24 protein-coding genes are annotated in these 23,765 nt (G+C 64.8%); 12 read left to right on the forward strand and 12 right to left on the reverse strand.

The window, feature by feature from the left end:
* Nucleotides 1-13: 13 nt before the first annotated feature.
* Complete coding sequence (locus tag OZN62_RS03825) at nucleotides 14-1,192, reverse strand: GGDEF domain-containing protein (RefSeq protein ID WP_269101420.1); 1,179 nt, start codon at nucleotides 1,190-1,192, stop codon at nucleotides 14-16.
* Between the two features lie 220 nt (nucleotides 1,193-1,412).
* On the opposite strand from OZN62_RS03825, the gene ettA reads away from it, so the two are divergent.
* A complete protein-coding gene (gene ettA, locus OZN62_RS03830) occupies nucleotides 1,413-3,086 on the forward strand; it encodes an energy-dependent translational throttle protein EttA (protein WP_269101421.1) in 1,674 nt (557 codons plus the stop codon).
* A 14-nt stretch (nucleotides 3,087-3,100) separates the two neighbouring features.
* Complete coding sequence (locus tag OZN62_RS03835) at nucleotides 3,101-3,730, forward strand: hypothetical protein (RefSeq protein WP_269101422.1); 630 nt, start codon at nucleotides 3,101-3,103, stop codon at nucleotides 3,728-3,730.
* A 69-nt stretch (nucleotides 3,731-3,799) separates the two neighbouring features.
* Here OZN62_RS03835 and OZN62_RS03840 read toward each other — a convergent pair whose 3' ends face one another.
* The 3 genes from OZN62_RS03840 to OZN62_RS03850 all read right to left on the reverse strand — a co-directional run bounded on the left by OZN62_RS03840 (nucleotide 3,800) and on the right by OZN62_RS03850 (nucleotide 6,306).
* Nucleotides 3,800-4,783 (reverse strand): sensor histidine kinase, encoded by a 984-nt coding sequence (locus OZN62_RS03840; RefSeq protein WP_269101423.1) that lies wholly within the window; start codon nucleotides 4,781-4,783, stop codon nucleotides 3,800-3,802.
* Between the two features lie 112 nt (nucleotides 4,784-4,895).
* A complete protein-coding gene (gene mddA, locus OZN62_RS03845) occupies nucleotides 4,896-5,636 on the reverse strand; it encodes a methanethiol S-methyltransferase (RefSeq protein ID WP_269101424.1) in 741 nt (246 codons plus the stop codon).
* A gap of 76 nt (nucleotides 5,637-5,712) precedes the next feature.
* Entirely contained in the window at nucleotides 5,713-6,306 is a 594-nt protein-coding gene (locus OZN62_RS03850) for a pyridoxamine 5'-phosphate oxidase family protein (protein ID WP_269101425.1), read from the reverse strand.
* A 160-nt stretch (nucleotides 6,307-6,466) separates the two neighbouring features.
* Between OZN62_RS03850 and OZN62_RS03855 the strand changes: the two genes are divergently transcribed.
* Both OZN62_RS03855 and OZN62_RS03860 read left to right on the forward strand, forming a co-directional pair.
* Nucleotides 6,467-7,513, forward strand: coding sequence for an RcnB family protein (locus OZN62_RS03855; RefSeq protein WP_269101426.1), 1,047 nt, complete (start codon nucleotides 6,467-6,469; stop codon nucleotides 7,511-7,513).
* 127 nt (nucleotides 7,514-7,640) lie between these two features.
* Complete coding sequence (locus OZN62_RS03860; RefSeq protein ID WP_269101427.1) at nucleotides 7,641-8,324, forward strand: prolyl hydroxylase family protein; 684 nt, start codon at nucleotides 7,641-7,643, stop codon at nucleotides 8,322-8,324.
* Nucleotides 8,325-8,345: 21 nt separating this feature from the next.
* Here the strand turns inward: OZN62_RS03860 and OZN62_RS03865 are convergent, their stop codons facing one another.
* Nucleotides 8,346-9,974 carry a lysine--tRNA ligase gene (locus tag OZN62_RS03865; protein ID WP_269101428.1) on the reverse strand — a complete coding sequence of 543 codons (1,629 nt, stop codon included), beginning with the start codon at nucleotides 9,972-9,974 and terminating at the stop codon, nucleotides 8,346-8,348.
* Between the two features lie 107 nt (nucleotides 9,975-10,081).
* Between OZN62_RS03865 and OZN62_RS03870 the strand changes: the two genes are divergently transcribed.
* From OZN62_RS03870 to OZN62_RS03885, 4 genes are all read left to right on the forward strand, one after another.
* A complete protein-coding gene (locus tag OZN62_RS03870) occupies nucleotides 10,082-10,954 on the forward strand; it encodes a mechanosensitive ion channel family protein (protein WP_269101429.1) in 873 nt (290 codons plus the stop codon).
* 72 nt (nucleotides 10,955-11,026) lie between these two features.
* On the forward strand, nucleotides 11,027-12,769 hold the full coding sequence (locus OZN62_RS03875; protein WP_269101430.1) for a MoaF N-terminal domain-containing protein: 1,743 nt from the start codon (nucleotides 11,027-11,029) through the stop codon (nucleotides 12,767-12,769).
* Nucleotides 12,766-13,263 (forward strand): hypothetical protein, encoded by a 498-nt coding sequence (locus tag OZN62_RS03880; protein ID WP_269101431.1) that lies wholly within the window; start codon nucleotides 12,766-12,768, stop codon nucleotides 13,261-13,263. Before OZN62_RS03875 ends, OZN62_RS03880 begins: the two co-directional genes overlap by 4 nt.
* A 13-nt stretch (nucleotides 13,264-13,276) precedes the next feature.
* A complete protein-coding gene (locus OZN62_RS03885) occupies nucleotides 13,277-14,761 on the forward strand; it encodes a tannase/feruloyl esterase family alpha/beta hydrolase (protein ID WP_269101432.1) in 1,485 nt (494 codons plus the stop codon).
* A gap of 45 nt (nucleotides 14,762-14,806) precedes the next feature.
* Here OZN62_RS03885 and OZN62_RS03890 read toward each other — a convergent pair whose 3' ends face one another.
* Nucleotides 14,807-15,220 carry an SgcJ/EcaC family oxidoreductase gene (locus tag OZN62_RS03890; protein ID WP_269101433.1) on the reverse strand — a complete coding sequence of 138 codons (414 nt, stop codon included), beginning with the start codon at nucleotides 15,218-15,220 and terminating at the stop codon, nucleotides 14,807-14,809.
* A gap of 121 nt (nucleotides 15,221-15,341) precedes the next feature.
* Between OZN62_RS03890 and OZN62_RS03895 the strand changes: the two genes are divergently transcribed.
* On the forward strand, nucleotides 15,342-18,077 hold the full coding sequence (locus OZN62_RS03895; RefSeq protein WP_269101434.1) for an ATP-dependent DNA helicase: 2,736 nt from the start codon (nucleotides 15,342-15,344) through the stop codon (nucleotides 18,075-18,077).
* A complete protein-coding gene (locus OZN62_RS03900; protein WP_269101435.1) occupies nucleotides 18,074-18,607 on the forward strand; it encodes a SixA phosphatase family protein in 534 nt (177 codons plus the stop codon). The genes OZN62_RS03895 and OZN62_RS03900 overlap by 4 nt, the downstream gene beginning before the upstream one ends.
* Nucleotides 18,608-18,925: 318 nt before the next feature.
* Here the strand turns inward: OZN62_RS03900 and OZN62_RS03905 are convergent, their stop codons facing one another.
* The 5 genes from OZN62_RS03905 to rpmF form a co-directional block, all read right to left on the reverse strand.
* Nucleotides 18,926-19,342: a MerR family transcriptional regulator gene (locus OZN62_RS03905; protein ID WP_269101436.1), complete on the reverse strand. Its 417-nt coding sequence runs from the start codon at nucleotides 19,340-19,342 to the stop codon at nucleotides 18,926-18,928.
* Nucleotides 19,342-19,638: an integration host factor subunit alpha gene (locus OZN62_RS03910; RefSeq protein WP_269102097.1), complete on the reverse strand. Its 297-nt coding sequence runs from the start codon at nucleotides 19,636-19,638 to the stop codon at nucleotides 19,342-19,344. Before OZN62_RS03910 ends, OZN62_RS03905 begins: the two co-directional genes overlap by 1 nt.
* Before the next feature lie 105 nt (nucleotides 19,639-19,743).
* Nucleotides 19,744-20,709: a beta-ketoacyl-ACP synthase III gene (locus OZN62_RS03915; protein WP_330848759.1), complete on the reverse strand. Its 966-nt coding sequence runs from the start codon at nucleotides 20,707-20,709 to the stop codon at nucleotides 19,744-19,746.
* Nucleotides 20,706-21,782, reverse strand: a complete 1,077-nt coding sequence (gene plsX, locus OZN62_RS03920) for a phosphate acyltransferase PlsX (protein WP_269101437.1) — start codon at nucleotides 21,780-21,782, stop codon at nucleotides 20,706-20,708. Before plsX ends, OZN62_RS03915 begins: the two co-directional genes overlap by 4 nt.
* A gap of 30 nt (nucleotides 21,783-21,812) precedes the next feature.
* Nucleotides 21,813-21,995 carry a 50S ribosomal protein L32 gene (rpmF, locus tag OZN62_RS03925; protein ID WP_269101438.1) on the reverse strand — a complete coding sequence of 61 codons (183 nt, stop codon included), beginning with the start codon at nucleotides 21,993-21,995 and terminating at the stop codon, nucleotides 21,813-21,815.
* Between the two features lie 195 nt (nucleotides 21,996-22,190).
* Between rpmF and OZN62_RS03930 the strand changes: the two genes are divergently transcribed.
* Nucleotides 22,191-22,586, forward strand: coding sequence for an MAPEG family protein (locus OZN62_RS03930; RefSeq protein WP_269101439.1), 396 nt, complete (start codon nucleotides 22,191-22,193; stop codon nucleotides 22,584-22,586).
* Here OZN62_RS03930 and OZN62_RS03935 read toward each other — a convergent pair.
* A complete protein-coding gene (locus tag OZN62_RS03935; protein WP_330848760.1) occupies nucleotides 22,583-23,248 on the reverse strand; it encodes an MBL fold metallo-hydrolase in 666 nt (221 codons plus the stop codon). The genes OZN62_RS03930 and OZN62_RS03935 overlap by 4 nt on opposite strands.
* Nucleotides 23,249-23,299: 51 nt before the next feature.
* Between OZN62_RS03935 and OZN62_RS03940 the strand changes: the two genes are divergently transcribed.
* Nucleotides 23,300-23,758 (forward strand): GNAT family N-acetyltransferase, encoded by a 459-nt coding sequence (locus tag OZN62_RS03940; protein ID WP_269101440.1) that lies wholly within the window; start codon nucleotides 23,300-23,302, stop codon nucleotides 23,756-23,758.
* The last annotated feature ends 7 nt before the right edge of the window (nucleotides 23,759-23,765 follow it).

Here is a 23,765-nt window from a genome sequence, read left to right on the forward strand (position 1 = left end):
GGGGCGGTGCGGATCAGCCGGTGGCGACGTGCCGAACGCCACTTTCGTTGGCGGCGACCGGGTGGTCCACCTTGTGCTCGCCCAGCACGCGGTCGCGGCCGCTGTCTTTCGCTCGGTAGAGTGCCGCGTCCGCCCGGCTGAACAGGCGGTCGTAGGTTTCGTCCTCGCGCAGTGCTGCCACGCCGAAGCTGGCCGTCAGGCGGATGTTCTCGCCGATTGCAGGATGGACTTGCCGGGCGAAGGCCACGCGCAATCGTTCCGCCAGGCGGCAGGCGGCATCGTGCGGACAGTTCCACACCAGCACGCAGAATTCCTCGCCGCCGATGCGGCCGGAAATGTCGTGCTCGCGGATCATGCCGTCGATCAGCTTGCCGAACGCAGCGATGGCCTGGTCGCCGGCCTGGTGCCCCCACAGGTCGTTCACCTGCTTGAAGTGATCGATGTCGGCAATCACCAGGCTGACGGGCACCTTGGCGTCGCGGGCACGCATCAGCGGCGCGGCGATGTCATGCTCGAACGCGCGGCGGTTGCGCAGCCCGGTCAGGGTGTCGCGGTCCGAGTTTTCGCGCATCCGGATGGCAAGGTCGTAGGCGCAGGCCCCCACCAGCACCATCGCCGTCAGCAGCGACTTGATCGAGAGCACCAGGCCGATGATCGAGTAGTATAGCGACTGGCGATAGAACTCGGCCGGGATCACCCCTTCGGCCAGCACGGTCATCATCGGGCGGACCATGAAGTCGACGGTGTTGAAGGCGAGGATGGCGATGACCAGCGTATCCACGAACGATCGTCGCGGCGCACCCAGCAGCGAGATCACGCCGACGAAGAACATCATGCCGTAACCGGCATTGGCGATCACCACACGCGGGCCGGCATCGTCGGACAGCACCGTGGCAGTGCACAGGGTGACCACCGCGATGGCGTAGATCGATGCCTGCACGCCAAGCAACGGCGGCCTGTCCGAGCGGCGGCAGGCGGCCCAGACCAGCAAGGCCGAGGCGAACGAATAGAACGCCTGCGTCAGGACAAAGACGAAGTTCGACGAAGTGGGCAGCCAGTGCGTGACGGCAAAGCCGGCGCTGAACAGGATATAGGCGCCACCGAAGGCGAGCACGTGACCGCCCATCCGTCCGCGCCACCAGAGCACGACGAACATGGCGGCAAACAGCACCGCCATCAGGGGCGTCGTCATTCCCAGGATCTGTTCGCGCATTTTCCCGCCCGTTTCGAAGTACTTCAATTGGCACGAACAGGTTAACGGCCACATAAGGAACTCTTCGGGATCGCAACATTTCTGCCGTTTGCCGTAAGATTGTTCCGCCCCTTGCGAGCGCCCCCGCCCTCGCCTATCTGGCCAACCGAAACCTGACCGAATTCCAGACAACTCCAGACAAGTTCCCGAAGGACCCCAGATGGCCGCCCAGTACGCATACGTCATGAAGAACATGACGAAGACTTTCCCCGGTGCGCAGAAGCCGGTGCTGTCGAACATCAACCTGCAGTTCTACCGCGGGGCGAAGATCGGCATCGTCGGCCCGAACGGCGCCGGCAAGTCGACGCTGATGAAGATCATGGCAGGCATCGACACCGACATCTCGGGCGAGGCCTGGCCGGGCGAGAACATCACCGTCGGCTACCTGCCGCAGGAGCCGGAGCTGGACCCGAGCAAGACAGTGCTGGAGAACGTCAAGGACGGCGCGCGCCACATCGCCGACAAGGTCGACGAGTACAACGCCATCGCCGCGCAGATGGCCGAACCCGACGCCGATTTCGAGGCGCTGGGCGAACGCATGGCCGAGCTGCAGACCGAGATCGACGCCGTCGACGGCTGGACGCTCGACAACCAGCTGGAAATCGCCATGGAAGCGCTGCGCTGCCCGCCGTCGGACGCCAGCGTCGAAAACCTCTCGGGCGGTGAAAAGCGCCGCGTCGCGCTCACCCGCCTGCTGATCCAGAAGCCCGACATCCTGCTACTGGACGAACCGACCAACCACCTCGACGCCGAGAGCGTGCAGTGGCTGGAAAACCACCTCAAGGAATATGCCGGCGCCGTGCTGATGATCACCCACGACCGCTACTTCCTCGATAACGTGGTCGGCTGGATCCTCGAACTCGACCGCGGTTCCTACTACCCGTACGAAGGCAACTACTCGACCTACCTCGAGAAGAAGGCCAAGCGCCTGGAACAGGAAAGCCGCGAGGAATCGGGCCGCCAGAAGGCGCTCGCCCGCGAACTGGAGTGGATCCGGCAGACCCCCGCCGCGCGCCAGACCAAGTCCAAGGCCCGCGTGCGCAAGTTCGAGCAGCTGCAGGACGAGATGGGCGACCGCAAGCCGGGCAAGGCGCAGATCGTCATCCAGGTGCCCGAGCGCCTTGGCGGCAAGGTGATCGAGGCCAAGAACATCTCCAAGGCCTATGGCGACAAGCTGCTGTTCGAGAACCTCTCGTTCATGCTGCCACCGGGCGGCATCGTCGGCGTGATCGGCCCCAACGGCGCGGGTAAGTCCACGTTGTTCAAGATCATCACCGGCAAGGAACAGCCCGACAGCGGCACCATCGAGATCGGCGACACCGTGCGCCTCGGCTACGTCGACCAGAGCCGCGACCACCTCGACCCGAAGAACAACGTGTGGGAGGAAATCTCTGACGGGCTCGACTACATGAAGGTCAACGGCCACGACGTGAGCACGCGTGCCTATGTCGGCGCGTTCAACTTCAAGGGCGCGGACCAGCAGAAGAACGTCGGCAAGCTGTCGGGCGGTGAACGCAACCGCGTACACATGGCCAAGATGCTGAAGGAAGGCGGTAACGTGCTGCTGCTGGACGAACCGACCAACGACCTCGACGTGGAAACGCTGTCGGCGCTGGAAGACGCCATCGAGAACTTCGCCGGCTGCGCCGTGGTGATCTCGCACGACCGCTTCTTCCTCGACCGCCTGGCCACCCACATCCTCGCCTTCGAAGGCGACAGCCATGTCGAATGGTTCGAGGGCAACTTCGAAGCCTACGAAGAAGACAAGCGCCGCCGCCTGGGCGACGCGGCCGACCGTCCGACACGGATGCAGTATAAGAAGCTGACTAGGTAATTTGTGTGGAGTCGTTGAGCGGAATTTGGGCAGAGATAGTAGCGGTAGATGGTACTGCTGCTGCAATTATTGCCCTAATTGGCGGCCTGATCGGACTTGTCGTACATTCTGCTAGTTCACGACATTCCAAATTTGTCGAGACGATTGTCACCGAACGAATTAAGTGGGTTGGAGAACTTCGAAGCGACTTCGCTGACTTCGCCTATTCAATTCAAGAAGTGGAGCTTGCTTGGGACACAGGCGACGCAGCCCAACTTACGGAAAAACTTTCGGGAGCCAAAGAGAAAGCCCAGATTATTCAACTCAAACTAAATCGAAGAGCTGAACTAGATCAGGAAATTGTGAGAATTATTGCTCACGTTATATGGGCTACAGGTGGCGATAAGACTTCTTACTCTCGATGGTCTTCACTTTTAAAAATATATTGTAATGACCTACTGAAAGAAGAGTGGGAAAAGGCTAAAATTGAAAGTTTAGGTTTCTTTGGGAGCTTGCCACTTCGATTTAGAGCTCGTCGAAGGAAGGCTGAATATCAAAGACGGCGAGCATCCAATCCGATTCCTGCAGTCGATCTTGAGCTCACAGAACAATATCTTGCGGCGCGTGACTCACGTAGGACAGAGAATCAAGACCAAGGTTCTTGACGTCCATCCACCTCAGCGCGCGCGACTGTGTGAAAAGCGCATTCTACCGCTGTTGCACTGGACCCAATCTTAAGCCGTCTCGGGCCCCAGCGTCAGCGCAATCTCGCAGTGCACGCCATCCTCGGGGAATTGCAGGTCGACCTTGGCGTAGGAGCCTATCGCCCCGGCGATCAGGCGGGTGCCGAAGCCGGTGCTTTCCTGCGGCTCCACCGGCGGGCCGCCGGTTTCCTTCCAGTCGATGTGCAGCACGCCGTCCTGCACGTCGAAACGCACCGCCACCCGGCCGTGGTCGTTGGAAAAGGCGCCGTACTTCACCGCGTTGGTGATCAGCTCGTGGAACACCAGTGCCAGCCCCTGCCCCACGAAGCCGCGTAGCTCCTGCTCCCCCGCCACCGAGATGTCGGTGCGGCGACCGAGGTCGGGAAAGGCCTGCAACTCCTGCCGCAGGATGGCGGAGGGCGGCATCCGGGTAGAGGTATCGCCCACGATCAGTTCCTGCGTGCGGGCCAGCGCGCCCACGCGCCCCAGCAGCGTCTGCGTGAACGACGGAATGTCGCGCGCCACCGCGCCGGTCAGCTTCACCATGGAGGTGATCATCGCCAGCATGTTGCGCACGCGGTGGTTCAGTTCCTCGGTCAGCAGTTCCAGCCGCGCTTCCTTGCGCTTGGTCTCGGTCACGTCGATCACGTGGCCGATCAGCTTCACCGTCTCGCCCTGCTCGTCGAGCAACGGGCGGCCCGCCGCGCTGATCCAGCGTTCGGCTCCGTCGGCACGGGTGATGCGGCATTCGAACACCCATTCGCGGCCGTTGGCGATGGCATCCTGCTGCGCGTTATCGACCCGCTCGCGGTCTTTCTCCACGATGTGATCGAGGAATTGCTCGTAGGTCCATTCGTCGAGCATCTCGGGATAGCCGAAGATCTCGTCATGGATGCGGTTGCGCCATGCCTGGCCGCTCTTCACGTCCAGTTCCCAGATGCCGATATGGCCGGTCTCGATCACCAGCCGCAGGTGCTCGGCGCTGTTCTGCTGGAAAGGTTTCAGGTCTGGCACGGGCAAAAAGTATTGCATCCACAAGCGCGAGTCACGCCCATTAGCGCTTGCCCCGACCGGTCATTGCGCTGCTGTTCGGCACCATGCGGGCAATCGGCCGCGGAGAGCGGGGTCAGCCCTTGGCCTTGCCGATACCGGGCAGCAGCATCCCCACTCGCGTGCGATACTCGCGGTAGGCATCGCCCAGCGCATCGGCCAGGTCGCGCTCTTCGTACCGGATGGCGACCAGCACGTAGACCGTCATTCCGGCGGCGAACAGCAGGTGGCCCTGCGTCATCGTCGGGATGGCCCAGAAGGCGATCAGGAAACCGAGGTAAAGCGGGTGGCGGCTGACCTTGTAGAACAGCGGCTCGCGAAAGCGCGGATCGGGCACCGGGGTGCCGCGCATGTCGTGCCAGGCCTGCTGCAGGCCGAACAGCTCGAAATGGTTGAGCAGCCAGGTGGAGATGAAGACGATCAGCCAGCCCGTGGCAAAGGCCGCCCACAGCACCATGGCCGCCGGTCCTTCCTCGCCGACCGACCACACCACTTCGGGCATCGGCATCCAGAAGATGAACATCAGCCACAGCACCGCGACCGAGGCGAGGACGTAGACCGTCCGCTCGAACGCGGGCGGCACAGTCCTGGTCAGGGCCTTCTTGAAGCCGGGGCGTGCCATCACCGAATGCTGCAAGCCGAACACGGCGAGCAGCCCGATGTTGGTGAAGATGGCGGTGCCCAGGGCACCTTCCGGCCCGCCCGCATCCACGGTTCGCGGGACGACGAGGTTCCCCGTCCAGCCGACCAGGTACAGGAACGTGGCAAAGAACAGCAGGTATGCCGCAATGGCGACGACAAAACGCAAGGTCCGCATGACACCCCTCCGATGACTGCGACGCGATGGCTGCACCATACCACAGCCCCGTCGAATCACCGAACGCCTCTGCCAATCAGGGCGTTATCCAGCGCCCCTCGCCGGATTGGAGGTCCAGCACGGCGCGGCGATGGCCGTCATTGGAGAGGTAGAACCAGTCGACTTCGTGCAAATCGACCAGCAGCACCGCGAAGTTCTCCCGCGCGGGCATCAACACATCGTCGCTGGGCTCCCGCCCCTCCCACTCCGCCGGCAGACCGGAGCTGGGACCGTTGGCCACCGTGCCCGGCCCGTCGCCCAGGTAGCAGCGGCGGGCGAAGTTGGTGCTGGATTGCCAGGCCTGCTCTACCAGCGGATCGTCGCGGTGTATCCGCCCCGTGCCGCGGCAGCGCAGCTGGATCTTCGCCTCGCGGTCGTAGAACAGCACGCCGACAGGCGCGCCCTCGCCGATCGCCGCACACTTGGGCGAGCGTGCGTCGGTGTGGAAACGCAGGGTCCAGCCATCCTGATCGAAGGCGCGCAGCACCATGATCCGCACATCGGCATCGGAGGTCGCCACCGTGCCCAGATGCATGGCTGATCGCCGGTTCCGGGCGCCGTCAAGCAAGCGCGTCGCGACATCATCCCGGACATTTTCAAATGATTCGAGCAATTTGCCCCCGATTTCCATTGTTCAGTTTCGATCCAAGAAACCTGAACGTTAAGCAAACAAGCCGGTTCAGTTAACGCTCATCGCGAATCGATACAACTTGCGACATCGAATGACTTCTACTGACTTACTCATGGCCGCGGCACTCGGGCGGCATTGGTCAACATAGGGAGATGTTGCAATGCAACTCGCAGAACTTCTGAAATCCTGCGGCCTTGCCGCACTCGCCGCGGCAATGGCGGCACCCATGCTTCCGGCTACCGCCGCCGCAGCCACCAATGTCGATACCTCGGCCGACGAACAGCGCCGGGGTGACCGCGAGGCGCGTGGCGAAGGCCGACGCGGCAATCGCGAGGCCCGTTCCGGAAATCGCCAGAGCCGCGAGCGTGCCACCAATCGTGGCAGCCAGGCGGAAGACCGCGCCCCGCGCGAACTGCGTGATTTCTCGGTCGCCCGCGAACAGGCCCGCCAGGCACGCAACGAACGCAGCCGCGATGTTCGCACCGAGCGGCGCGCGGATCGGACCGACCGCCGCGCTGACCGACGTACAGACCGCCGCGTCGACCGCCGGGCAGACGACAATCGCCGGGGTGATCGCAACCTGACCATCCGCAATCGCAGCGGCGCGGTTTCCACCCGTGACCGTGACCGCGACCGGGATCGCCGGACAGAGCGGGATCGCGATCGCAACTATCGCGATGGTGATCGCAACCGGAGCTACCGCGACCGGGATCGGGACCAGCGCCGCTATCGCGACAGTGATCGCAATCGCAGCTATCGTGACCGGGATCGCAACCGCAGCTACCGCGACCGCGACCAGCGCCGCTATCGCGACCGGGATCGGGACCAGCGCCGCTATCGCGACCGCAACGGTTCGTACCGGGACGGCTATCGGGATGCGCGCCGCGACTATCGCCGGTGGAACCGCAACCAGTGGCGTCGCGACAGCCGGTACAACTGGCATCGTTATCGCGACCACAACCGGCGCCTGTACCGCCTCGGCCGTTACTACGCGCCGTACCGAAACTACAGCTATCGCCGCCTGAGCATCGGCTTCTTCATCGACAGCCTGTTCTTCGGTTCGCGCTACTGGATCACCGATCCCTGGCAGTACCGCCTGCCCGAGGTCTACGGCCCCTATCGCTGGGTCCGCTACTATGACGACGTGCTGCTGGTGGACATCTACACCGGCGAGGTGGTCGACGTGATCTACGATTTCTTCTGGTAAGGAAGAGCAATGTCATTGCCGGAGCGAGTGGCCGGCGATGGACCCCCCGCCCCAACCGGGCGGGGGGTTTTTCTATGCCCGCAATTGTCTTGCCAGCGGCAGGCGGGTTTGGAAGAACACCGGGGCAATGACGACCGACACCAAGAGCAAGTATCCGCCCAATGCCGACCAGGCCCGGCTGAAGAAGCAGGGCCAGCAGGTGCGCGAGCGGCTGGCCGCCAATCCGCAGGTCTACAAGGTGCCGAGCGAGGAGGTGGAACTGTTCGCCGTGGGCGACTTCATGACGCCGGCCGAATGCGCGAAGATGATCGAACTGATCGATGCCACGGCCAAGCCGAGCAAGGTGTTCGACCTCGATTACTCCTCCGGCTACCGCACCAGTTATTCGGGCGATGTCGACCCGCACGATCCCTTCGTGAAGAAGATCAGCCGCCGCATTGACGACCTGCTGGGGGTAGACCCGAGCCACGGCGAAACCGTGCAGGGCCAGCGCTACATGCCGGGGCAGGAATTCCAGCCGCACCACGACTGGTTCTATCCCGATACCAGCTACTGGGATTTCGAGATGAGCCGTGGCGGGCAGCGCAGCTTCACCACCATGGTCTTCCTCAACGACGTGGAAGCCGGCGGCACCACCGATTTCACCGAATTGGGTATCGCCCTGGAACCGAAGCCCGGCGTGCTGCTGGCATGGAACAATGCCACGCCAGACGGGCTGACCAATACCAAGACGATGCATGCGGGCCGTCCGGTAACGGCCGGCTGCAAATACATCATCACCAAGTGGTATCGCGCCCGCGAGTGGCACTAGGCCACCGCGAGCCGCGCCGCGTCAGGCGGCCAGCGCCTCGGCAATCAGCTTGCGGGTGTTCTCGACGCCGTAGAGCGCGATGAAGCTGCCCATGCGCGGCCCCTGCGAGGAACCCAGCAGCGTCTCGTAGAGCGCCTTGAACCAGTCGCGCAGGTTGTCGAACCCGTGCGCCTCGTTCTTGCCGATCTCGTAGACGATGGTCTGCAGATCTTCCGCTGCCATGTCGGGATCGACTTCGGCCAGCCGCGCATCCAGCTCGCGCAGCGCCGCGGCCTCGTTCTCCGCCGGCGCGCGCTTCTGCAATGTCGGCGCGACGAAATCGCGGTTGTAGGCGAGCGCCTTCTCCACCAGCCGGTAGAGGTCCGGGTGATCGTCGGGGTCCATGTCGTGCATGTAATTGCCGAGGTAGGACCACACCTGCTCGTGTGTTGCCGTCGCGCCCAGCACGCTGACGAGGTTGAGCAGCAGGCCATAGGTCACCGGCAGGCTGTCGCCCGAACCGATGGGCGGCTGCGAGCCGCTCGAATCCTTCACCCGCAGTAGGTTCCACACCGGGTTGCCCAGCTGCTTGTCGATATCCTGTTCGAGGATGCGCTCGCGGAACTGCCAGTAGTCGTCCACCGCGCGCGGGATCACGCCGACGTGCAGCTGCTTCGCGCTCTTGGGATTGGGGAAGATGTAGAAGCCCAGGCTTTCTTCACTGCCATAGGTCAGCCATTCCTCAATCGAGAGGCCGTTGCCCTTGGACTTGGAGATCTTCTCGCCCTTCTCGTCGAGGAACATCTCGTAGATCAGGCCTTCGGGCTTGCGACCGCCCAGCGCCTTGATGATCCGGCCCGACTGGACGCCGCTGTCGGTCAGGTCCTTGCCGTACATCTCGTAATCGACGCCCAGCGCATACCAGCGCATGGCCCAGTCGACCTTCCACTGCAGCTTGGACATGCCGCCCAGCGCGCTTTGCTCGATCACTTCGCCGTCTTCGTCGGTGAAGCGGATCATCCCGGTCTCGGCGTCGAGCACTTCCACCGGCACCTGCAACACATGGCCGGTCTTCGGGCTGATCGGCAGCACCGGCGAATAGGTCTGCCGCCGCTCTTCACGCAGCGTCGGCAGCATGATGTCGAGAATGTCCCGGTTGTGCCGCAGCACCTGCTTCAGCGCATCGTCGAAAGCGCCGGAGTTGTAACGGTCGGACGCCGCGATGAACTCGTACTCGAAGCCGAATCGGTCGAGGAATTCGCGCAGCATGGCGTTGTTGTGCGCGGCAAAGCTCTCGTACTTCTCGAACGGGTCGGGAATGCGGCTCAGCGGCTTGTGCAGGTTGTCTTCCAGCAGCGCCTTGTTGGGCACGTTGTCGGGCACCTTGCGCAGGCCGTCCATGTCATCGGAGAAGGCGACCAGTCGCGTAGGCGCGGGCGTACCGTCGTCGCTGGCCGCCACGATTTCATAAGCCTTGCGCACCAGCGTGGTGCGCAGCACTTCCTGGAAGGTGCCGATATGCGGCAGGCCCGAGGGGCCATAGCCGGTTTCGAACAGCACGGGCTTTCCGCCGGGTTTACCGTCCCGGTATCGCTTCGCTAGACGCTGGGCCTCCTGAAAGGGCCAGGCCTTGGATACGCGGGCGGCTTCGATGAGATCGGTGCTGAACATGGGCTGGGCCTTTTGCGCATGACCGAAGCTTTCGCAAGCGCGAAACGATTCGGAACCCTAGCGGGCGCGCGCCATTGATTGGCAAAACCACAGAACCGGGGGCACCCTTGAACTACGTCGAAATCCTCGAAAACCAGATTGTTTCCATGTGGGAAGGCTTCATCGCCATCCTGCCCAACCTCGCCATCGCCCTGCTCGTAATGTTCGTCACCTGGCTGGTGGCGAAGTTCGCCGTGCGCATCGTCGACCGGCTGGCGGGCAAGTCCACCATGCGCGAGGACCTGCGGCAATTGCTCGAAACTGTGGTGCGGCTGGCCATCTGGCTGGCAGGCATCATGCTGGCGCTGATCATCGCCATCCCCGGCTTTACACCGACTGGCCTGATCGCCGGCCTGGGCATCGGCGCACTGGCCATCGGCTTCGCCTTCCAGGACATTTTCGAGAACTTCCTCGCCGGCGTGCTGATCATGCTGCGTGAGAAGATGCGCATCGGTGACCTGATCGAGGTCGAGGGCGTGCTGGGCAAGGTGGAGAAGATCACCCTGCGCGAAACCTATGTCCGCCAGCTTTCCAACGAACTGACCATCATGCCCAATTCCATGCTGTTCAAGAACGCGGTGAAGATCCTGACCGACGATACCGTGCGTCGGAACGAGGTGATCGTGGGCGTGGCCTACGACACCGACCTGGAGCTGGCGCAGAAGACCATCGAGGAAGCAATGGGCACGGTGGATGCCATCGTGAAGGATCGCCCCGTGGTGGTCTATGCACAGGAATTCGGCGGCAGCTCGATCGATTTCCTCGTGCAGTGGTATGCGCAGTCCGCCTCGCGCGACCTGCGACAGACCAAGAGCGAGGCGATCAAGGCGATCAAGAAGGCGCTGGACGCGAAGGGCATCGACATCCCCTTCCCCATCCAGACCAACTATTTCCCCGAACCCCTGCGGATCGAGCAGGTCGCCGGCGCGGCTGCGGACTAAGTCAACGAAAGCGATTGGCAGCGTAGAGGTGCTGTGGCATCCTCCCTTCGTTGAGAGAGGGGAGAATCTCACATGGCGATACGCCCGACTGCCAGCCGAAAGGCCTATCCGGACGTTCCACTGTTCCGGTACGAATACACCGATCTTTCGCTGGCAGAGGTGCAGCGCCGCCTGACGGCGCCCGCCCTGGCCGGGCCGCAGAGCCTAGCACCGCATGACAACCTTGCCGGAACCACCCTGCGATTTCGCAGCGAGGACGGGCCTGAGCTGGATTTCATCTTCAGCCCTGAAATGCGGGTGGAAGTTGGCGGTACCGAAACCGGCTATGGCGCGCAGACGCTGGAGCATGTCACGCTCGTCAGCGTACTGCTGCCCCGCGAACCGCGCGGCTATGCGCTGGCGTGGGACCGGCACAGCAATCGCGCGACACTGTTCGAGCTGTGGTACGGCGATGGCCCGGCGCCGCGCGCGCGCGAGGTCAATCGCGCCGTCTGGCATGGCCATGTCGAAGGCGATGCAGCGCCCGAAGGCGAACCGCACCATCCCACCCTGCGCTGCGAGGGACGCGCGCTCTCATGGACCGAGGACACCGGCAACCGGACGCTCGAATACTATTGTTCGGTGACCTACACCCATTGGGTCGAGCTGGATCGCCTCAGCGACAATCGCGGCTATTCCGCGCCCGCCGACTACATCTTCCTGACCGAGGATCTCTACCTGTTCGCCCGCGTCGAGGCCGAGTTTTCGGGCATGCTGCACCTCTACGTGATGGACGCCAATCGGCTGCAATCGGTCGGCCTGCGCATGGGCTTCAACGGGCTGGACGAGCTGGAATACTACATGTTCCGCGGAACGGGCGAGTGGCTGGGCCAGAATGCCCGCTTCGAAGCACTTGGCGACTTCAGTGCCACGCCGCTGGCCATGCCTGACGGGGCGAAGGGCGAGCGCCGCATCTATCGCCCGCTGGAAACGATGGACAAGATGACCCCGGAAGAGGTCGATGCCGTCATCGCCGCAGGTAACGTCCACGTCTTCGACCGCGACAGCCCGATGGCCGGCAACGGCACGGAAAAGAGCGCGGCCATGGCGGGCAAGACCTTCGTCATCGACTATGACGACGGTCCGCGCATGGAATACCGGGTAACCGGACCCGAAACGCTCGAATGGCGGATGGACGGCCGGGGCGGCTTCACCGAGGCGCGCTACAACGCCTGGGAAGTCATGCCCGGCGCCTTCATCTTCGGGCACCTTATCGAGGGTGCGCGAAACCACGATTGTCATATCGTGGTGGCCGATTTCGATGCGGGGCTCGCGACCAACTTCCATGGTTTCCTCAACACCCCCTATTTCGCCAACGAGGCAGGGTGCGAGACGTTGTTCGGCAAGCTGGTGGGCGAAGGCATCCCCGATCCGGGAACGCGGCGACACGAGCGCACACGCGACCTGCTGGGGCGCGCATTCACCTGGGAATATTCGCCGGGGCTCAACTCGATGCACCTCTATTCGACGCCCAACACGACCAGCTGGATCATCCCGACGCCCAGCGGGCACTTCGCCACCGAATGGAGCGGCAGCGGCGATTTCGTGAAGATCCGCGACCAGCTCTATTTCGCGCGCTGGCAGGAAGAAGCATGCAACGGCACGCTGGGCACGATCCTGATCAACATGCGCACGATGCACGATGCCGGGATCGGCTATCACATGGGTGCAGAGCGCGGTCTCAGCATGAGCAACGTCGGTGCCCCGGCCCGTCACGCCGGCAAGATCGACGTCGACCGGTTCTTCGGACCCGATGCGTGGGAGAGAGACGCATGAGCGAGAAATTCACCACCACCGACCGCCGCAGCTTCGTGAAGCTTGGCGCCCTTGCGGCGACGCCGGTTGCCGTCCTCGCCCCCGCCGCAGCAATGGCGGCTGACGATACGGCCATTCGCCTCGCCCGGATGGAGGACGAGCGCGCCATCGCCGACCTCGTGAAGGGCTTTGTCCGCCGCTTCAACGGCAATGGCGATTGCAGCAGCTTCGTCGCCAGTTCGGGCGCGATCCGCATCGATCCGCAGGTCTGCGCCATCCGCGAAGACAGTAGCCGCGATCCGCAGCTGGCCTTCGCCGCAGACGGCAGCAGCGCCAGCTGGCAGTCGCGCGCAGAGGTAGACCTGCTGACCGATTTCGATGGCGATACCACGATCGAGAAGATGGCCCGCTTCCAGGGCCAGGGCAGCGCCTCTTCACGCGTCAGCCGTCGCCTCGAAGCCGAATTCGCTCGCACTCAAGAGGGCTGGACGATCACCCGCCTTGCCCTCGCCTGATCCGGAGACTTCCATGCGTATCCTGACCGCTTCCGCCAGCCTGCTGGCCCTCGCCTCCTGCACCACTGCCGACACGGCAATGCCCGAAGAAACCCTGCTCGTGGGCGCCGATGCCTGCGCTGCCATGGCCAGCGGCACGATGCAGGCCATGTGGGTCGCCGCGGCAGATGGGCTGCCCGCCTTCTGTGAGGTCAGCACCACGCTGCACCCGGTCGATGGCTCCAACATCGGCGTGGTCTATCGCCTGCCGGAGAACTGGAACGGGGACGTGCTGGGGATCGGCGGAGGAGCCTGGCTGGGCAATACCACGCTGATGGCTGCGCGCGACGGACTGCTGAAGGGCTACGCCACCATGCAGACCAACGGCGGCCACACCAGCACCGAGGCCTGGGGCAACCAGTGGACGATCAATCCCATCCAGGCCGAGGATTTCAGCCACCGCGCCATCCACACCATGACGCAGGAAGGCAAGCGCGTGGCCGCCAGCTTCTACGGCCGCACGCATGATAACGCCGTCTATTCCGGCTGCTCCACCGGTGGCCGCATGGGCCTGATGGAAGCGCAGCGCTATCCGGCGGACTATGACGCGGTGATTGTCGGCGCGCCGGTCTACACGCTGCAGGTGCAGACCAGCGCGGTCTATCGCAACGGCGTGTTCGCCGAGCCGGGTGCCGCGTTCACCAACGAAGAGCTGCAGATGGTGCAGGACGCCGCCGTTGCCGCCTGCGACGCCAATGATGGCTTGGCCGATGGCCTTATCAACGGCCCGCGCCAGTGCAGCTGGCAGCCGCGCAGCCTGCAATGCGCGCCGGGTGAAAGCGAGGGCTGTCTCAGCCCGCAGCAGGTCGATGCCCTGATGACGCTGTACAATGGGCAGCGCGCCTCCGACGGCAGCTGGGCCATGCACCCGATGAGCCGCGGCGGCGAAGCCTCATGGGGCTTCTTCAACCGCGCCGACGGTGCCGGTCAGAATGCCGATCCCACGCGCGGCGGCGGCCTGATGGGCCTGCAACCGGTGATCTTCGGCGCCCGTGCCGTCGACTGGGAGAACTTCTCCGACGCCAACTACCTGACCGTGCGCAATTCCGACTTCGCCGACATGTACGAGGCTGACGAGACCGACCTTTCCGCCTTCTTCGAACGTGGCGGCAAGCTGATGCTTTGGCATGGCGAGAACGATGCCGGGCCCAGCCCGGTGCTGTCGAACGACTATGCTCGCGCAGTCTACCGCGACAATCTCGAGGCCGGCACGCAGTTCAGCTACTACCTCGTCCCCGGCATGGGCCACTGTTCGGGCGGACCGGGCGCTGACCGGATCGACTACCTCGCCGCGATGGAAGACTGGATGGAGACGGGACAGGCGCCGGATTACCTGCTTGGCGGCAAGGCCGACAGCGACCTCGTCCGCCCGCATTGCGCATGGCCCAATGTCGCCCGCTACAACGGCAGCGGCGACGCTAACGATCCGTCGAACTGGACCTGCTCGCCGCGCAACTGATGGGGAATGACCGGGTGGGTCCGGCCCACCCGCAATCTGCGGAAATCAGCCGCCAAGGCCGCCCGTGTCGACCAGCACGCGAGTGATCTCGCCGCCTTCCACCCAGATGGCGGTGACGGTGCAGCACACTTCCGTGCCGTCGGCGTAGACATAGCTTTCACGCTGGACGATGCCGCCGCCCGAAGCACGGCCCATGCGCTCGATCCGCGCGCGGGGAGCGCCGGGGCCGAAGTTGGGGGCGTAGCTCGCGGCAATCGCGTCGCGCCCGCGGAACTCGTAGCCCTCGACCACGACCACGGCATCCTCGGCAAAGGTGCCCATGAAGGCCTCGAAATCGCCGGTGTTGTAGGCCTGGTTGTGCTCGTCGAGCACGTCGCGCGAGTCCTGCGCGCTGAGCGGTGCAGCGATTGCAGCGGCGAGCGCGGCACAGGCGGTGGTTGCGATTGCGAGACGGCGCATGGCTAATCTCCCCGGTCTTCTGGTCCCCGTAGAATTGCCGATCAGGAATACGGTGGAGGGGTTAACCGCGACCCACCGAGTATCGTTTACATTTCGTTCTCATCGGCGATAGTGCGTCCTAATGGCCTCCCCCGCGCCCCTTCCCCTCCCCGCATTGCACGCCAGCCATGCGGGCAGCTGGATCTGTCCGGCGAACGGCAGCGCACGCGGGGTTTCCAAGGGTGAAGCGGTAATGGCGGCGGCGGATACGCCGCATTTGATCCTCAATGCTCCGCTGGTGGCGACGCGGCTGGGCTATCCGGATCTTTCGGGGCTGGACCTGCTGGAGCTGTTCGCCTTCGTCCATCCGGCAAAGTTCTGCGTGCCGACGCCAAAGGGCCTTGCCCATGCTGTCGGACTGGCCGAGCCCGAAGACGGCGGCGACGTACCGCTACTTTTGCAACGGGCCGCCGCCATCCTGCTATCGCATTGCGAGGCGGAGGACTGGGAAGAGCGCGAAGGCGCGTGGAGCGTGCTGCAATCGCTGGCGCGCTTGCGCTGGCCCTGGGCGACGGTGCTCGCGCCGCACGTTCGCCCACCGCAAAGCGCCGAGAAGTGGCTGTTCTCCCGCCTGCCCGAATGGGAGGAAAGCGCCGAGCGCCCGCAGCCCGCCCAGGTGGCGCTGGACGAAGCGGCGATTGAGGGACAACTCGAACGCCTGACCGGCGCAGGGGCGGAGCGGCGCGAGGGCCAGCGCGACTATGCCCGCAACGTCGGCAGCATCTTCGCCCCGCGCGAACGGCAGGAGAAGCCGCACGTGCTGCTGGCACAGGCGGGCACAGGCATCGGCAAGACGCTGGGCTATCTCGCCCCCGCCTCGCTGTGGGCGGAGCAGTCGGGCGGCACCGTCTGGGTGAGCACCTATACCAAGAACCTGCAACGGCAGTTGCGCGCCGAAAGCCAGCGCGCCTGGCCGGAGCGGCGCGCCGACGGCACCCGGCCGGTGGTGGTGCGTAAGGGGCGGGAGAACTACCTGTGCCTGCTCAACCTGGAGGACGCCCTGCAAGGCGGCTTCGGCGGCCGCGCGGCCGTGCTGGCACAGCTGGTGGCACGCTGGGCTGCCTTTTCGCAGGACGGCGACATGATCGGCGGCGACCTGCCCGGCTGGTTGGGCACCTTGTTCCGCCAGCGCGCCATCAAGTCGCTGACCGACCAGCGCGGCGAATGCGTCTATGCCGGCTGTCCGCACTATCGGAAGTGCTTCATCGAACGCGCCGCGCGGGCCAGCGCGCAGGCCGATCTCGTCATCGCCAACCATGCGCTGGTGATGGTCAACGCCGCGCGCGGACGCGACCACGCGCAGCGCCCCACGCGCATCGTCTTCGACGAGGGACACCATGTCTTCGACGCCGCCGACAGCACCTTCGCCGCCGCGCTGACCGGGCAGGAAGCAATCGAGCTGAAGCGCTGGATCCTCGGCCCCGAACGCGGATCCAAGGGGCGCCGTCGTGGCCTCGCCGCACGGCTGGCCGATGTCGCGAGCTACGACGAAGCCGGCAGTGAAGCCATCGATGCCGCGGTCGAGGCAGCGCAGGCGCTGCCCGGCGAAGGCTGGATCGGGCGGCTGGCGGAGAACGAGCCTTCGGGACCGATAGAGGCGCTGTTGGCCGCCGTGCGTGCCCTCACCTACGCGCGCGACGAGAGCGGCGCGCTGGACGCCGGCTATGGCATCGAGACCGAGGCCGCCGGGCTCGACGGCGACTTCATCGAACGCGCGCAGGCCGCTGCGCAGGCGCTGGCCGAAATTCGCGGACCGCTGATCAAGCTGGGCCTGCGGCTGGAAGCCATGCTGGAGGACGCCCCCGACTGGCTCGACGGCCAGGGCCGCGCCCGGATCGAAGGTGCGCGCTTCTCGCTCAGCTGGCGGATCGATACGCTGGCGGCGTGGGAAGCCCTGCTCAACCGACTGGGCGGTCCGGCAGACCCCGAATTCGTCGACTGGCTGAGCGTCGAGCGCAACGATTCGCGCGAGTTCGATATCGGCCTCCACCGCCGCTTCCTCGACCCGATGAAGCCCTTTGCCCGGGTCGTGCTGGAGCCTGCGCACGGCGTCATGCTGACCAGCGCCACGCTGACCGACCGCGCGGCCGAGGGGCCGGACTGGCCGACCGCCATCGCCCGGTCGGGTGCGACGCACATCGAAGTCCACCCGCAACTGGCCGATGCCACCAGTCCGTTCGACTATGCCAGCAATGCCGAAGTGCTGATCGTCACCGACGTCAAGAAGGGCGACCTGGCCGGCCTTGCCGGGGCCTATGCCCGGCTGATCGAGGCGAGCCAGGGCGGCGTGCTGGGGCTGTTCACCGCCATCCGCCGCCTCCGCGCCGTGCACGGTCGCATCGCCGACCGGCTCGCCCGCGAGGGCCTGCCACTCTACGCCCAGCACGTCGATCCGATCGACACCGGCACGCTGGTGGACATCTTCCGCGACGATCCGCATTCCAGCCTGCTGGGCACCGATGCCCTGCGCGACGGTGTCGACGTGCCGGGGGAATCGCTTCGCTGCGTGGTGATGGAGCAGGTCCCCTGGCCCAAGCCCAGCATCCTCCACCGCGCCCGCCGCGCGGCCAATGGCGGCAGTACCTATGACGACCAGATCATTCGCGGGCGGCTGGCCCAGGCATTCGGGCGGCTGATCCGCACGCGCGAGGATCGCGGGCACTTCGTCGTGCTGTCCCCCGCGTTCCCCTCCCGCCTGCTCACCGCATTCCCGCCCGGCGTGCCTGTCATCCGCCTGACCCTCGACGAGGCTTTACAACGGGTCGCAGCAGGTGTTTCCTGCCCAGCGGGTGCCAGCGAAGAGGATGTGCACGAGTGAAACGCCTTGGCCTCCTGCGCCACGCCAAGTCCGACTGGGATGACATGAGCCTGCGGGATTTCGACCGCGGCCTGAACCAGCGCGGCCGCAAGGGCGCGGCCCTGATGGGCGAACACATCATCGGCCAAGGCACCAAGTGGGACCTCGTTCTCGCCAGCCCGGCGGAGCGGGTGAAGCGCACATTGGAAGCAAGCGGCCTGCAGGTGCCCGCCCGGTTCGAGGAGGAAGCCTATCTTGCCGATGCGGCCACGCTGCTGCGGCTGCTGGCCGATTGCAACGACCGGGCAGAATCGGTGCTGCTGATGGGGCACAATCCGGGCCTGCAGGAGCTGGCGCTGGAACTGGTCGCTCCCGAAAATGAGAACGCCCTGTTCAACGAAGTCATGCAGAAGTATCCGACCGCCGCCTTCGCGCAGTTCGAACTCGATATCGACAGCTGGCGCGAGATCGCGCCGGGCTGCGGCCGGCTGGTTCACTTCGCGCGCCCACGCGACCTCGACCCCGAGCTGGGACCGCAGAGCGTCGGCTAGAAGCGATCCGAGACCTGCAGCCGGACGGTCCCTGCGGGCCTGATCTGGCATTCCCTGCGCGTCGATGGACGCGGCGGCTCGGTGGTCCAACTCTCCAGCCCGACAGACCAGCGGCAGCGCACAAGGCCCCACAACAGGGCGCGGCCCTGCTGTCGGTAACCGTGCCTGGGCAGCAGGAACAGCCGACGACGGAATCCGGTTCGGGCGGAGTTTCTGGGATTGGAACCTGGCATCGGCGCACCGCGTGGCGGATCGGGACTGCAAGTGTCCGTCATCGCAAGGGGGCGCCGCAATCCGTAGGACTACGGAATTGCCGTTTTACCGGGTAAGCGCGGCATCCAGTCGGCTGCGAATTCCACGCAGGCGTTCAAGCACTTGCGGCGAATTCGCGCCGTTGCTCTCCGGCGAGGGCTGCTCGGCAGCAACAGCCGTGGTTTCCGCCTTGCGCGGCGAAGTCGCAGAGCCACCCTTCAGGGCCTTCTGCGCGCCCTTCAGCGTGTAGCCTTGGCGGTTCACCAGATCGTCGATCCGTTCCACCAAGGCGACATCGTCCGGTCGGTAAAGCCTCCGCCCGCCGCTGCGCTTGAGCGGCGAGAGCATCGGGAACTGCTGCTCCCAATACCGCAACACGTGCGGCTTGATGCCGAATGCCGCCGAGACCTCTCCGATGGTGCGCATGGCATCCGGTGCCTTGCCATCGTCGAAGCGATCGGTTGGAGGCGGCAATTCGCTCATCAGCCTTGCGCGATGCGCTCTTTCAGCTTCTGGCTGGCACGGAACGTCATGACCCGGCGCGGCGTGATCGGCACTTCGACACCCGTCTTCGGGTTGCGGCCGATGCGTTCCTTCTTGTCGCGCAGGATAAAGCTGCCGAATCCGGAGATCTTGACGTTTTCGCCATCGGTCATGGCGTCACACATCTTGGCGAGAATGGCTTCGACCAAGTCCAGGCTCTCGGCCCGGGAAAAGCCCATCTTATGATTGATTGTCTCGGCGAGATCGGCCCGGGTCAACGTTCCCACGGATCGCATAACGTTCATGCGTCCCTCTCCTTATTTTATCTCGCGACCCGATCACGAGCATGTAGGAAAGAGCACTCAAGCGCAAGGTTTCATGGGCTTTTCGGGGGAAAAATCCTAGACCCGCAACAAACTCGCGCCCCAGGTGAAGCCGCCACCCATGGCTTCCAGCATCACCAGGTCGCCCGGCTTGATGCGCCCGTCCTTCTTCGCCACGTCGAATGCCAGCGGCACCGAGGCAGCCGATGTGTTGGCATGCTGGTCGACCGTCACCACCACCCGTTCCATCGGCAGCCCCAGCTTGCGCGCGGTGGCATCGAGGATGCGCAGGTTGGCCTGGTGCGGCACGACCCAGTCGATATCGCTCGGCTGGCACCCGGCCTCGGTCAGCACTTCTTCCAGCACGCCGGCAAGGTTCACCACGGCATGGCGGAAGACCTCGCGGCCCTTCATCCGCACCTTGCCGACCTCGCCCGTGCTTGACGGACCGCCGTCGACATAGAGCATTTCGCAATGCTCGCCCTCGGCATGCAGGCGGCTGGCGATGATTCCGGCGCCATCTTCAGCGACGTCCTGTGCCTCGATGACGAAGGCGCCCGCACCGTCGCCGAACAGCACGCAGGTGGTGCGGTCTTCCCAGTCGAGGATGCGGCTGAAGGTTTCCGCGCCGATGACGATGGCGCGCTTGGCCATGCCGGTGCGGAGCATGGCATCGGCGGTGGTCAGCGCATAGAGGAAGCCCGAGCACACGGCCGCGACGTCGAACGCCGGGAAACGTGCGCCGCCCAGCCGGTGCTGCACCTGCGTGGCCGTGGCCGGGAAGGTATTGTCGGGCGTGGCCGTGGCCAGCACGATCAAGTCGATATCTTCGATGGTCAGGCCCGCATCGTCGAGAGCGGCCTGCGCGGCTGCGGTCGCCAGCGAGCCGGTGGTCTCCCCCTCAGCGGCGATATAGCGCTGGGTAATCCCGGTGCGTTCGCGGATCCATTCGTCGCTGGTATCGACGCGCTTGGCCAACTCGTCATTGCTGACGCAGTTCTTTGGCAGGGCGGAGCCCGTGCCCTTGAGTACCGAACGGATCACTTAGCCCCCGCGCTGTCCGTCGTCGCCGACCCATTGTGGCTTTCGCGCAGGGCGTCTTCGCCAAGCGCAGCAAGGTCGGCGGTAATCCGGCGGGTAATGTCGGCTTCCAGCATCCGCGCCGTAACCGCCACCGCATTGGCGACGCCCTGCGCATTGGCGCTGCCATGCGACTTCACGATCACGCCGTTGAGGCCGAGGAAGACCCCGCCGTTGTGATTGTTGGGATCGAGGTGGTGCTTCAGCAGTTCGGTCGCCGGACGCGACACGAGGAAGCCGAACTTCGAACGCAGCGAGGACGAGAAGGCGGTCTTCAGCAGGTCGGTCACGAAGCGCGCCGTGCCCTCGATCGCCTTGAGGGCGATGTTGCCGGAGAAGCCGTCCGTCACCACCACGTCCACTTCACCGCGGTTGATCTTGTCGCTTTCGATGAAGCCGTCGAACTGCAGGGCGAGATCGGTGGCTTCCTGCAGCGCGGCTGCGGCATCGCGCAGCGCATCGGTGCCCTTGATATCCTCGGTGCCGATGTTCAGCAGGCGCACACGCGGCTTGTCGAAACCCGTGACAATCCGCGAATATGCGGCGCCCATGATGGCGTATTGCACCAGGTTGCGGGCATCCGCCTCGGTGTTCGCGCCAAGGTCGAGCATGACCACGTCGTGCTCTTTCAGCGTGGGCAGGAGCGCGGCCAGCGCGGGCCGGTCAATGCCGGGCATGGTGCGCAGGGCCAGCTTGCTCATCGCCATCAGCGCGCCGGTGTTGCCGGCACTGACGGCGGCGCCGGCCTTGCCGTCCTTCACCGCCTGGATGGCGAGGCCCATGCTGGTGGTCTTGGCACGACGCAGCGCGCGGCTGGGCTTCTCGTCGCCCGCCACCACATCCTCGCAGTGGAGTATTTCGGATGCCTCGCGCATGCCGGGATGATCGTCGAGCGCGGCCTTGATCCGCTCCTCGTCACCCACCAGCAGGAATTTGAACTTGTCGTGGCGACGACGCGCCAGGGCAGCACCTTCGACCATGACGCGCACGCCATGGTCCCCGCCCATCGCATCGACCGCGATACGGGGCAGGCTCATGGACGTACGCTCCTCGGTCCGAAAGGGGCTTTAGAGACCCTTGGGCTCAACGACCTGGCGGCCGTTGTAGTGGCCGCAAGCATTGCAAAGCATGTGCGGACGCTTCAGCTCGCCACAGTTGGAGCATTCGTGGAAGGCTTCGACCTTCAGCGAATCGTGCGCCCGGCGATTGCCCCGGCGATGCGGCGAAACTTTTCTTTTAGGGACAGCCATTGCGGCACCTGTTCCTTGAATACGTGCAAAATCTGTTCGGAGCCGCCCTAGGCGAAGCCGGTCCGGTGCGCAAGCGCGCCAGCCACAGCCTGTCCGTCGGTACGGCGAAGGCGCGCGCTATAGCGATTTCTCACGAGGTTGCAAGCACGCGCGACCCGGATTAGCCAGCAGATGGGACACAGGAGGGAATATTCAATGGCGGAACTGCACATCACCCTGCTTAGCGCAGGCCTCGCGGCACTCATCAACCTGTGGTTGTCGATGCGCTGCGGCAAGGCACGACAGGCAGCGAAGGTTGCGCATGGCGACGGCGGCGACGTGGCGCTTGGGCGGCACATGCGCGCCCATGCCAATTTCGCCGAATATACACCGATCGCGCTGGTGCTGATCCTGGTGCTGGAACTGTCCGGTCAGGCCGGCTGGCTGCTCGGAAGCACCGCGCTGGTATTCCTGCTGGGCCGCGTGCTGCACGCCATCGGCATGCAGGATGAAAAGCCTGCCTTGCCCCGCATGCTGGGCATGATGACGACGATGCTGCCCTACCTGATCTGGATCGTCTGGGCGGCGCTTGTCGCCTTCGAGGTGGTCTAGCCGCGAGCCGCCATCGCGGCATCGCTGACGAACTGGTTGGTCTGCCGCTCGTGACCGAAGGTGCTGGTGGGGCCATGCCCCGGCACGAAGGTCACGCCATCGCCTAGTGGCCAGAGCTTCTGGGTGATCGCGTCGAGCAAGTCCTGATGGTTGCCCATGGGGAAATCGGTGCGCCCGATACTGCCCTGGAACAGCACGTCGCCGACAAAGGCGAAATTGGTGGGCCGATGGAAGAAGACCACGTGGCCCGGCGTGTGCCCAGGACAATGGATCACCTCCATCTCCACCTCGCCGAATGTGACGGTATCGCCGTCCTTCAGCCAGCGGTCGGGCTCGAACACTTCGCACTGCATCTGGAAACGCGGACCATCGTCTTCGAGGCGGCTGATCCAGAAGCGGTCGTCCTCGTGCGGGCCTTCGATCGGCAGGCCCAGTTCCTTGGCCAGCATACCCGCCTGTCCGCAGTGGTCGGCATGGCCGTGGGTGAGGAGGATCTTCTCCAGCGTCACCCCGGCCCGTGCCACGGCGTCCTTCAGCCTGTCGAGGTCGCCGCCGGGATCGACCAGCACGCCGCGCATGGTCTTGGAACACCATACCAGCGAGCAGTTCTGCTGGAAGGCGGTAACGGGAATGATGGCGGCGCGGATCGGTGCTTCTTGCATGGCTGGTTACGTGGCGGTGACGTGGGCAGGATGCAAGCCTAGAAGGCGGGCATGAACGAACTGACCTATCGCGAGGCCAGCATGGCCGACCTGCCCTTCCTCGACGCGCTGATCGAGGCCGACGAGGTGGCCGCCGCGCGCGACATCGCCCCGCCCGACAACCACGGCCAACAGCAGGAGGCGATGCGGGCGATAGAAGCCGATCCCAATCACGAATTGTGGATAGTCGAACTGGACGGTACGCCCGTCGCCAGCTTCCAGCTCAGCTACCTGCCCGGCGTATCCCGCAAGGGCGCCTGGCGCGGCCAGATCGAGAGCGTGCGGGTCACGCCCGAGCTGCGCGGCAAGGGCGTGGGTGCGGCGATGATGCGCTGGGCGATTGCGCGCTGCGAGGAGCGAGGCTGCGGGGTGGTGCAACTGACCAGCGACGTGAATCGTCCGGACGCGCACCGGTTTTACGAAAGGCTCGGCTTCTCGGCGACTCACGCCGGGTTCAAGCTGCGGCTCTGATCGATCG

This window comes from Aurantiacibacter sp. MUD11 (assembly GCF_026967575.1).
GTDB lineage: Bacteria > Pseudomonadota > Alphaproteobacteria > Sphingomonadales > Sphingomonadaceae > Alteraurantiacibacter.

Coding starts and splice junctions, on each gene's coding strand:
- OZN62_RS03825 (WP_269101420.1), bottom strand. CDS start 1,192: ATGACGACGCCCCTGATGGCGGTGCTGTTTGCCGCCATGTTCGTCGTG.
- ettA (WP_269101421.1), top strand. CDS start 1,413: ATGGCCGCCCAGTACGCATACGTCATGAAGAACATGACGAAGACTTTC.
- mddA (WP_269101424.1), bottom strand. CDS start 5,636: ATGCGGACCTTGCGTTTTGTCGTCGCCATTGCGGCATACCTGCTGTTC.
- OZN62_RS03850 (WP_269101425.1), bottom strand. CDS start 6,306: ATGGAAATCGGGGGCAAATTGCTCGAATCATTTGAAAATGTCCGGGAT.
- OZN62_RS03855 (WP_269101426.1), top strand. CDS start 6,467: ATGCAACTCGCAGAACTTCTGAAATCCTGCGGCCTTGCCGCACTCGCC.
- OZN62_RS03860 (WP_269101427.1), top strand. CDS start 7,641: ATGACGACCGACACCAAGAGCAAGTATCCGCCCAATGCCGACCAGGCC.
- OZN62_RS03865 (WP_269101428.1), bottom strand. CDS start 9,974: ATGTTCAGCACCGATCTCATCGAAGCCGCCCGCGTATCCAAGGCCTGG.
- OZN62_RS03875 (WP_269101430.1), top strand. CDS start 11,027: ATGGCGATACGCCCGACTGCCAGCCGAAAGGCCTATCCGGACGTTCCA.
- OZN62_RS03880 (WP_269101431.1), top strand. CDS start 12,766: ATGAGCGAGAAATTCACCACCACCGACCGCCGCAGCTTCGTGAAGCTT.
- OZN62_RS03885 (WP_269101432.1), top strand. CDS start 13,277: ATGCGTATCCTGACCGCTTCCGCCAGCCTGCTGGCCCTCGCCTCCTGC.
- OZN62_RS03890 (WP_269101433.1), bottom strand. CDS start 15,220: ATGCGCCGTCTCGCAATCGCAACCACCGCCTGTGCCGCGCTCGCCGCT.
- OZN62_RS03895 (WP_269101434.1), top strand. CDS start 15,342: ATGGCCTCCCCCGCGCCCCTTCCCCTCCCCGCATTGCACGCCAGCCAT.
- OZN62_RS03905 (WP_269101436.1), bottom strand. CDS start 19,342: ATGAGCGAATTGCCGCCTCCAACCGATCGCTTCGACGATGGCAAGGCA.
- OZN62_RS03910 (WP_269102097.1), bottom strand. CDS start 19,638: ATGCGATCCGTGGGAACGTTGACCCGGGCCGATCTCGCCGAGACAATC.
- plsX (WP_269101437.1), bottom strand. CDS start 21,782: ATGAGCCTGCCCCGTATCGCGGTCGATGCGATGGGCGGGGACCATGGC.
- rpmF (WP_269101438.1), bottom strand. CDS start 21,995: ATGGCTGTCCCTAAAAGAAAAGTTTCGCCGCATCGCCGGGGCAATCGC.
- OZN62_RS03930 (WP_269101439.1), top strand. CDS start 22,191: ATGGCGGAACTGCACATCACCCTGCTTAGCGCAGGCCTCGCGGCACTC.
- OZN62_RS03935 (WP_330848760.1), bottom strand. CDS start 23,248: ATGCAAGAAGCACCGATCCGCGCCGCCATCATTCCCGTTACCGCCTTC.
- OZN62_RS03940 (WP_269101440.1), top strand. CDS start 23,300: ATGAACGAACTGACCTATCGCGAGGCCAGCATGGCCGACCTGCCCTTC.